Raw genomic sequence first — 3521 nt, 5'->3', positions numbered from 1 at the left:
CTTCGGCTCGGTGGCCCGATACATCCGCACCGCACGCTCCCGCAACTCCAGCGGGTACTTCCTCGGGGCAGCCATGATCAGATCTCCTCTCGTGATAACCATCTGACCTGCTGTCACCTTCCGCCGCATCTCGGGGGAACCTCAGACAGGTACGAGCCGTCGTCCAACTGCCGACACACAGGCAGCACCGCGTTGCTCTTCACCCGCCACAGCAGGTCCGCCCCACCGGCCAGGGCCGCGCGCCAGCGCGGGAACGCCGGGAAGTTCCGGTCAGCCAGTACCAGCATCCCCGGCTCCAGGTGTTCCCACAGCTGTCCCACCAGTGCGACCTCACTGACGGTGAACGGCCCCATGGCCACCCCGAACACCGCATGCGTGCCGCACTCGGCCAACACCACCATCCGCACCTGCGGAAACGCCCCCGCACCACGATCGGAGACCGCACGACCGAAATGCTCGGCGTTCACCGCGGTGTCCGGCACCTCCAGCGCCGTCCCGTCCACTGCCACCAGACGCCACCGCCGATACCACGTCCCCGGGGTGTCCGGCCCGGCCACCGGCCGGCACACCCTCTCGAACAGCACCCGTAACGGCTCCGGCCCCAACCGGGCACGAGCGCGGCTGATCGCCGCGGTGCACGGCACCTCCCACCCTCGAAGCCCCTGGGACAGCAGCCGGGCCACCTCCTCGTATCCGGCCGGCCGGAACAGGCACATCGCCAGCACGAAGTACACCACCACCCGAGCCGGCAGCTTCCGACGCCGTACTTCCCCACGGCCGGTACCCACAACAACCTCGTCGATCAACTCTGCCGGGAAGACCCGCGTCAGCACACCCAACGCGATCCGGTCCACAACCCGGCCGTCCCCACCTGCCCGCACACCAGCCACACCAACTCAACGAGCACACAGACATAAAGTCAGCAGCATTGGCCCTACGCACCCGACCTCAACCCCGTCGAAGGTATCTGGTCGCTGCTGCGACGCGGCTGGCTCTCCAACGTCGCCTTCAGCACCCCCGAACACCTCGTCCAGACCATCCGACGCGGTCTCCGCCACATCCAGTACCGCAGCCACCTCATAGACGGCTGCCTTACCGAGACAGGACTGACCATCAGCCCCTGATCACCGAAGACGACATCACGAGTTCAACCTCAGTAATCCGTTCACAGCGAGTCACGAACCTACGTTGACAACTTCATTGGGAATCCGTTTCTGCTTTGCCAGCGTCGAGCTCGCGGGCCCGCAGGACGGTCAGGCAGGCGTGGGCGGCCATCGCGAGGGTCATGTGGCGATGCCAGCCGGGATAGCGGCGGACCTGGTAGTCGTCCAGGCCGCACTCCTGCTTGGCAGTCTGGAAGCACTCCTCGACCGCCTACCGGCTGCCGGCGACACGGATCAGTTGGTCCAGGGTGATGCCGGCGGGGCAGTGGGCGATGTAGTAGGAGAGGCGACGTGCTGGCGGCGCCTGCGGGACTGGACAGAGGTCGACGTCCAGCCCCGCCTGCACGAGATCCTCCTCGCAGAACTCCGCAAGGCAGGTCTGCTGGACATGGACGAAGCCGCGATCGACGGCTCGCACGTCCGGGCCCTGAAGGTGGGCTCACACCGGACCTTCGCCGGTCGGCCGCGGAGCAGCAAGCACCATCTGATCACCGACAGGCGCGGAACGCCCCTCGTAATGCCGGTGAGCGGCGTGGCGTCGCCTACCGTCACGGGGGCAGAACAGACCCTGCTGAACGCGGGTGGTCCCCGCCGCCAGGAAGCGTGCCGGACCGGGCCAGTGCGGCCTGATGGACTCCGTTGCTCGGGCCGCGGACCATACTGGTCGAGCCCTGATCACCCACCTGGACGGTTCCATGGCCAAGAACAGCTCTTCATCGACTACTGTCCCCGACACCGTGTGGCTCGGGCGTGGGCGTTACCTCGGGCCCGAGGCCGAACGGGACGTCCGGCGCAACCTGCTCGCCCTCAAGGCGGCTAGGGTGATCGATGACTTCCTGGACCTCGACCCGATCGAGGCGGCCCGCTCGACCGATCTGTTCCCTCGGGACGAGTCCGCCGATGCCGGCCCGTCTGCCCGCCGGCTCTTCGAGGCCCGCTGGCGCGTGGCCGACGGTGTGACCGTGCGCGCTCAGCTGACCACGTACGAGCCGGAGTCCCGCCGCGTCGAGAGTGAGGGCGTCACCTGGGTGCTCGCCGCCGAGGCGGAGCGGGCCTGGGAAGCGAGCTGGCCCTCGCCCGCCACCGTGTTCTGGCCCGACAGCGACCAGGTCGCCTGGGATCACGACAGGGTGCCGGGCGTGCGGCTGCGGAGGACGAACCACCTGCCGAAGGACGACGGCGAGCTGCGGCGCCTGCTGCGGGGTTGTACCCGGCAGAGCTGGTTCATCCATGTCGTGGTGCACGAGGCGATGACGCCGGACGCGCGGGGGCGGCGGCCGATCACGGCGTTCCTGCCGCCGAGCCTGCGGCACTGGGTGGTCGAGCACCGGGCCACGCCGGAGCAGGCACTGATCGCCGACTTCGCGATGAAGCGTGAGCTGGGCGTGGGGCTACCGCGCGGCGGGGCCGTCGTCCTGTCCTCGACGCCGCAGGTCCCGGGCTACGACGCGGAGCGCTTCACCGTACGCGATGTCTTCCTGGACGGCACGGAGCCGACCGAACTCCTCAAGAAGATCGCGGAGTTCGCCTCGCTGCCGCGACCGCTGCCGGCCGACGCCGAACAGGTCTTGACACGACTGCGGCAAGGCTGGCACCTGCTCACCCCGGACGAGGAGCTTGTCCACGCACGGGCCATGGTCACCCGGTATGCCAAGGCGCTCGAGGCCATGACGGCGTCCTGTGACCTGTACCGTGAAGCGGCCGAGTCGGCGCTCGCCGCGCTCGCCGAGACGACCAGCGGCAACGACGCGTCCCGGACGCCCGCGCCGGCTGCGGCCGAGCAGGGCACCTCAGCGCTGAAAACCCTCACGAAGACGCTCGCTCTCTTCCGCAGCCCGAACCGGTAGAGGGCCGGAGGGGAGATCCCGTGCCGTCCGCAGGGTCAGTGTAGGTGAGTTCTGCCCTGCCGCGGCCCGGTCCCCGCTGCCTGCCACGCCCACGACCAGCGCCGGGCGCGGTAGGCAGGGGGCTTGCGTGAGATAGCGCAGAGTTTGCAGTTCGGCAATCTCGAGTTCGCGTGGGGACCGCCTACCCGCCTCAGTCGGTGAGTTCTGGCGCAGACAGGGGGAAAGCACCGGAGCCGGTCTTCTTCAGCCCGTAAAGGGTCGCATGGCCAAGAGAAATCGGCTGAAGGCCCCTCGCGGTTGAGAGGCTGCCTCTCTCACGATTGCGGCACTTAGAGGCAATACCGGTGGCTTTGTGTGGTGTTGGTCGTTGTGTGTGGTGTGCCGAGACCTGGGCAGGTGAAGAAGTCGTCGGGTGGCCGGTTGTCGGACCGGATCGCTCTGGGTGTGTTGACGCGGGTGTTTCCGCCGGAGTTGGTGGATGAGGTGGTGGCGGAGTGCGGGCGGGTCGAGC

Annotated in this window: 2 protein-coding genes and 3 pseudogenes; 3 read left to right on the top strand and 2 right to left on the bottom strand. The window is 68.3% G+C overall.

What is annotated here, in order from left to right:
* Window positions 1-113: 113 nt before the first annotated feature.
* Window positions 114-854: an IS4 family transposase gene (locus ACFWUY_RS40895; protein ID WP_384121916.1), complete on the bottom strand. Its 741-nt coding sequence runs from the start codon at window positions 852-854 to the stop codon at window positions 114-116.
* A gap of 78 nt (window positions 855-932) precedes the next feature.
* Here ACFWUY_RS40895 and ACFWUY_RS40890 point away from each other — a divergent pair.
* Window positions 933-1124 (top strand): annotated as a pseudogene (locus ACFWUY_RS40890) (IS630 family transposase); the annotation flags it as partial.
* A gap of 73 nt (window positions 1125-1197) precedes the next feature.
* Here ACFWUY_RS40890 and ACFWUY_RS40885 read toward each other — a convergent pair.
* A pseudogene (locus ACFWUY_RS40885) lies at window positions 1198-1449 on the bottom strand (IS701 family transposase); the annotation flags it as partial.
* Window positions 1450-1452: 3 nt separating this feature from the next.
* Here ACFWUY_RS40885 and ACFWUY_RS40880 point away from each other — a divergent pair.
* Together ACFWUY_RS40880 and ACFWUY_RS40875 are read left to right on the top strand one after the other, a co-directional pair.
* A pseudogene (locus tag ACFWUY_RS40880) lies at window positions 1453-1695 on the top strand (IS5/IS1182 family transposase); the annotation flags it as partial.
* A gap of 163 nt (window positions 1696-1858) precedes the next feature.
* Entirely contained in the window at window positions 1859-3010 is a 1152-nt protein-coding gene (locus ACFWUY_RS40875) for a hypothetical protein (RefSeq protein ID WP_384121914.1), read from the top strand.
* Window positions 3011-3521: the final 511 nt, after the last annotated feature.

Origin of the sequence: Streptomyces sp. NPDC058664, assembly GCF_042716635.1 — a bacterium.
Classification (GTDB): domain Bacteria; phylum Actinomycetota; class Actinomycetes; order Streptomycetales; family Streptomycetaceae; genus Streptomyces.
This window is presented reverse-complemented; position numbering and strand designations above follow the sequence as displayed.

What these genes read in the sequence shown, in the direction of transcription:
- ACFWUY_RS40875 (WP_384121914.1), top strand. Translation starts at nt 1,859, where the DNA reads ATGGCCAAGAACAGCTCTTCATCGACTACTGTCCCCGACACCGTGTGG.